This window comes from Candidatus Thioglobus sp. (assembly GCF_028599055.1).
Classification (GTDB): domain Bacteria; phylum Pseudomonadota; class Gammaproteobacteria; order PS1; family Pseudothioglobaceae; genus Thioglobus_A.
Map to the genome: position 1 here is coordinate 1 of NZ_JAQRMS010000084.1, position 5,107 is coordinate 5,107.

Consider the following 5,107-nt stretch of genomic DNA (forward strand, 5'->3'; position numbering starts at 1 on the left):
AACTATGGAGGGTGATTTTGGTAATCCGGCGTCAAATTCGCATTATTACGGCTGGCAAGCTGATGAAGCGGTTAAAAAAGCACGTCAACAAGTAGCTGATTTAATTGGTGCAGATGCCAAGGAAATTGTCTGGACTTCTGGTGCTACTGAGTCAAACAACCTGGCCATTAAGGGTATTGCGCATTTTTATCATAAAAAAGGCAAGCATATTATTACCCTTAAAACAGAGCATAAAGCGGTGCTTGACACTTGTCGTCAATTAGAGCGTGAAGGCTATGAAGTGACTTACCTTGATCCGATGTCTAATGGATTGCTGGATATCGATGTTTTAAAAGCGGCTATGCGCGATGATACAATTTTAGTATCTATCATGCATGTTAATAACGAAATTGGCGTTATTCAAGATATTGAAGCAATCGGTAATTTATGTCGTGAGAATAAAATATTTTTCCATGTTGATGCGGCGCAATCTGCTGGCAAGGTAGCTATCAATTTAGCAGAATTACCGGTTGATTTAATGAGTTTTTCAGCGCATAAAATTTACGGCCCTAAAGGCATGGGTGCGCTATACGTACAGCGTAAGCCGCGCATTCGCTTAGAAGCGCAAATGCATGGTGGTGGTCATGAACGCGGCATGCGCTCAGGCACTTTAGCCACACATCAAATTGTTGGCATGGGCGAGGCTTTTGCTATTGCTAATGCTGAAATGGATGAAGAAAATGCAAGAATTAGAGCGCTTCGTGATCGCTTGCTTGCTGGTTTTGACGGCATGGAAGAGGTGGTAATTAATGGTGACATGGATGCCCGCATTCCGGGTAACTTAAACATTAGCTTTAACTACGTTGAAGGCGAATCGCTAATGATGGCAATTAATGATGTTGCGGTATCATCGGGTTCTGCTTGTACTTCTGCTAGTCTTGAGCCGTCTTATGTATTGAGAGCACTAGGTTTAACTGACGAATTAGCGCATTCATCGATTCGATTTACCATTGGACGTTACACGACTGAACAAGACGTTGATAAAGCCATTGCTTTAGTTCGCGAAAAAGTTGAAAAGCTGCGTGATTTATCGCCTTTATGGGATATGTTTAAAGAAGGTATTGATTTAAGTAAAGTTGAATGGGCGGCGCACTAACACCGTAAAATATACAAGGGTTAGTTATTGTTTAAAAGATTAGAATAACTAATAAAACACACATAGGAGAAAAACATGGCATACGGCGAAAAGGTAATGGATCATTATGAAAATCCACGTAATGTTGGTGTATTAGACAAAGATGCAAAAAATGTTGGCACCGGCATGGTTGGCGCACCAGCATGTGGCGACGTGATGCGCTTGCAAATTCAGGTAGATGATAACGGTATTATTGAAGAGGCCAAATTTAAAACCTATGGTTGTGGCTCTGCTATTGCTTCAAGTTCATTATTAACAGAATGGGTTAAAGGCAAAACGCTAGACGAGGCAGCAGCTATTAAAAATTCTGATATCGCTGAAGAGTTGGCATTGCCGCCTGTTAAAGTTCACTGCTCAGTATTGGCAGAGGATGCGATTAAAGCAGCGATTAGCGATATTAAAAACAAAGCCTAATTAACCATGTCCATAACCCTTACTGATACCGCTGCGAAGCGTGTAGTTGATTTCCTGGCCAATCGAGGCTCAGGTATTGGTATACGTTTAAGTGTGCAAACCACAGGATGTTCGGGGTTGGGTTACAACATGGAGTTTGTTGATAGTGCGAACGAAGATGACACACTGTTTGAAAATAACGGGGTGACGGTTATTATCGATGGCAAAAGTTTAATCTATTTAGATGGGACTGAAGTTGATTATGTCAAAGAAGGGCTTAATGAAGGTTTTGAGTTTAACAATCCTAATGCCAAAGCCGAGTGTGGCTGCGGCGAATCATTTACAGTATAAATACACTTAACCCATAAGGCTGATGCAAAATTATTTCGAGTTATTTTCATTAACACCGAATTTTGATATCGATATAAATAAATTAGAGTCTGCCCACCAGCAGCAAGTGGCACAATTTCATCCTGATAATGTTGCCACAGGCAGTGATAAAGAAAAAAACCTTGCCCTACAAAATACTTCGTTAATTAACACTGCTTATAGCACTTTAAAGTCTGAATTGACTCGTGCAACTTATCTTTTGGAATTAGAGGGTGTTAATGCATTTGATGAAAAAGATACACAAATGGACATTGATTTTCTAATGTCACAAATCGAATTAAGAGAAGCGTTGGAAGCTATTGAGTCTAGCAAGGATGAGTTGGAGCTGGATGGCTTTATTGAAAATATTTCTAGCAAAATTAAGAACAATATTACAGATATTGATCAAGCATTCAAAGCTGAGAAGAATAAAGATCAGATAAAAAACTCGGTGCGAGAATTGAAGTTTTATGAGCAGTTAAACACTCATGCAAAGCAACTCATGGATGAGTGGATATAAATTATGGCGTTATTACAAATTGCAGAACCAGGTCAATCTAGTGCCCCGCATCAACACAAACTAGCCATTGGAATAGATTTAGGTACAACCAACTCTTTGGTGGCCTCAGTTAAAAGTGGTCAAAGTGTTATTTTAACTGATGAAAATAATGAGGCCATTTTGCCGTCAGTAGTTCATTGCGGTAAGGATAATAAACTCACGGTTGGTTGTGATGCGTGCCCATACGCTAAGACTGACCCTACCAATACCATTGTATCGGTTAAGCGCTTTATGGGCTTAGGCTATAAAGAGGTTAGTAATTTTAAAAACTGCCCGTATCAATTGGTTGAAAATGGCATGAATGTGCTGTTTCATACAGCCATGGGTGATTTATCAGCCGTTGAAATTTCAAGCACCATTCTAAATTCATTAAAAGAGCGTGCTGAAAAATCATTAGGTGGTGATTTAACGGGTGCGGTAATCACGGTGCCTGCTTATTTTAACGATGCACAGCGTCAAGCAACTAAAGATGCGGCCACCTTGGCTGGGCTTAAGACATTGCGCTTATTAAACGAACCGACCGCAGCAGCCGTTGCTTACGGCCTAGAGTCGGGCGAAGAGGGTGTGCATGCTATTTATGATTTAGGTGGTGGCACGTTTGACATCTCTATTTTAAGTTTTAGCAAAGGTGTATTTAAAGTATTAGCAACGGGTGGTGATTCAACACTAGGTGGTGATGATTTTGATCAGTTAATTATTGATGATTGTGTTGAACAAATGGGTGTGAGCGAGTTAACCCCCACTCAAATGCAAAAAATCAAGCAGTTCGCACGTACCGCTAAGGAAACCTTAAGTGATCAGGCATTTGCTGAATTTGATTGTATCGAAACCCCTTATAAAATCACTCGTGAAAAATTTGATGAATTATCAGCCAAGCTGATTAAGCGCACACTACTGTTAACTAAACGCGCACTTCGAGATGCAAATGTAGCGCTTGATGAAGTTAAGGATATTATCATGGTAGGTGGCTCAACGCGCATGCCACTGGTCAGAAGCATGGTGGGTGATTTATTTAACAAGCCTGTATTGTGCTCAATCAATCCTGATGAAGTGGTGGCCAAAGGTGCTGCCATTCAAGCGAATGTATTGGCCGGTAACAAGTCAGCTGATGATATGTTGTTACTTGACGTATTGCCATTATCATTAGGCTTAGAAACCATGGGTGGTTTGGTGGAAAAAGTTGTTCATCGTAACACCACTATTCCAATCACGCGCGCTCAAGAATTTACCACCTTTAAGGATGGCCAAACTGCCATGAGTATTCATGTGTTACAAGGTGAGCGCGAACTAGTGACGGATTGCCGATCATTGGGACGATTTGATCTAACTGGCATTCCGCCAATGGTAGCGGGCAATGCACGTATCCGTGTTGAATTTCAAGTAGATGCTGATGGTTTGTTATCGGTTAGTGCTACAGAGCAAACCTCAGGCGTTAAGGCGCAGGTGGTTATTAAGCCGTCTTATGGCTTAACCGATGCTCAGATGGAGCAAATGCTTAAAGATTCAATTTTGTTTGCTAAATCAGATATTGAAGCTCGTCAGTTGCATGAAATGCAAGTAGAAGCCAGCAGAACACTTGAAGCAATTGATTCTGCACTAGATAAAGATAAGTCTATGCTTGATGATACAATGCTCGACAATATAATGATTGCGCGCTCCGAGTTGGATAGCGTTAAACAAGCAACTCAAGAAAAAATAATTAAAGATAAAATCGACAACCTTGAAAAAGTATGTGCAAAATTTGTAGAAATGCGCATGAATGCATCTGTTATGAAAGCCATGCAAGGTCACAATGTCGATGAATTTTAACCCATTAAATAATTAGGAAAAATCATGCCACAAATTATTATCTTACCTCACCATGAGTTATGTCCAGAAGGTACTGTTATTGACGTTGAATCGGGTGAGACAGTGTGCAATGCCATGTTGGCAAATGATGTTGATATTGAGCATGCTTGCGAGATGTCAAATGCCTGTACCACTTGCCATATTTATGTGCGTGAAGGCTTTGACTCACTACCAGAATCAGACGAAACAGAAGATGATATGCTAGACAAGGCCTGGGGGTTGGATCCGGACTCACGTCTGTCTTGTCAGTCAGTTGTTGGGGAGTCGGATTTGGTGGTAGAGATTCCAAAGTATACGATCAACCAAGTCTCTGAAAACCATTAAACTTTGATTTTTTGTACTGTGTTTTGTTAGATTTAAAAAAACACTCAATCGAATAGTCTTGCCTATGCTCAGTCGTCTTTTTTTTAAATCTGCCTTACACAATAACAAAAACTCTACGTTTAAAATTTAAGTTATTTATTAAATATAAAAAATCTCTCGTCTAAAGAAAAGTTTATTTTTCTAAAACTTAAGATATTTAGATACAAAGCCTTCAGATTCATCTTTAGGACCAAATTCAGCAACCACATCCATTGGCTTTTCTTTAGAAATTAGCCACTGAGGCATGGGCGGGTGTTCGCTACTACCGCATGTTTTGCCTAAGTTATTAGGGTGAAAAATCTTAACAAAACTAGGGTTTTTTAAATCATCTGCATAAACAATGCCGCAATAGCGCTCATCATGCTCACTATCGAGAATTGATTTTATTTGGTTGATTTGAT

Annotated in this window: 6 protein-coding genes and 1 pseudogene; 6 read left to right on the forward strand and 1 reads right to left on the reverse strand. The window is 40.0% G+C overall.

Going from position 1 to position 5,107, the window contains the following annotated elements:
• From PSN35_RS05865 to fdx, 6 genes are all read left to right on the forward strand, one after another.
• Window positions 1–1,135 (forward strand): IscS subfamily cysteine desulfurase (locus tag PSN35_RS05865; RefSeq protein WP_300030768.1); only part of this gene is annotated, 1,135 nt, incomplete at its 5' end.
• Between the two features lie 75 nt (window positions 1,136–1,210).
• Window positions 1,211–1,588: a Fe-S cluster assembly scaffold IscU gene (gene iscU / locus PSN35_RS05870; RefSeq protein WP_300030771.1), complete on the forward strand. Its 378-nt coding sequence runs from the start codon at window positions 1,211–1,213 to the stop codon at window positions 1,586–1,588.
• Window positions 1,589–1,594: 6 nt separating this feature from the next.
• The gene (gene iscA / locus PSN35_RS05875; RefSeq protein ID WP_300030773.1) at window positions 1,595–1,918 is read left to right on the forward strand and encodes an iron-sulfur cluster assembly protein IscA; all 324 of its coding nucleotides are present in this window, start codon (window positions 1,595–1,597) and stop codon (window positions 1,916–1,918) included.
• Between the two features lie 22 nt (window positions 1,919–1,940).
• Entirely contained in the window at window positions 1,941–2,456 is a 516-nt protein-coding gene (gene hscB, locus PSN35_RS05880) for a Fe-S protein assembly co-chaperone HscB (RefSeq protein WP_300030775.1), read from the forward strand.
• A 3-nt stretch (window positions 2,457–2,459) separates the two neighbouring features.
• Window positions 2,460–4,304, forward strand: a complete 1,845-nt coding sequence (gene hscA, locus PSN35_RS05885) for a Fe-S protein assembly chaperone HscA (RefSeq protein ID WP_300030777.1) — start codon at window positions 2,460–2,462, stop codon at window positions 4,302–4,304.
• 24 nt (window positions 4,305–4,328) lie between these two features.
• Window positions 4,329–4,667, forward strand: coding sequence for an ISC system 2Fe-2S type ferredoxin (fdx, locus tag PSN35_RS05890; protein ID WP_300030779.1), 339 nt, complete (start codon window positions 4,329–4,331; stop codon window positions 4,665–4,667).
• A gap of 180 nt (window positions 4,668–4,847) precedes the next feature.
• Here fdx and PSN35_RS05895 read toward each other — a convergent pair.
• Window positions 4,848–5,107, reverse strand: a pseudogene (locus tag PSN35_RS05895) (hypothetical protein); the annotation flags it as partial.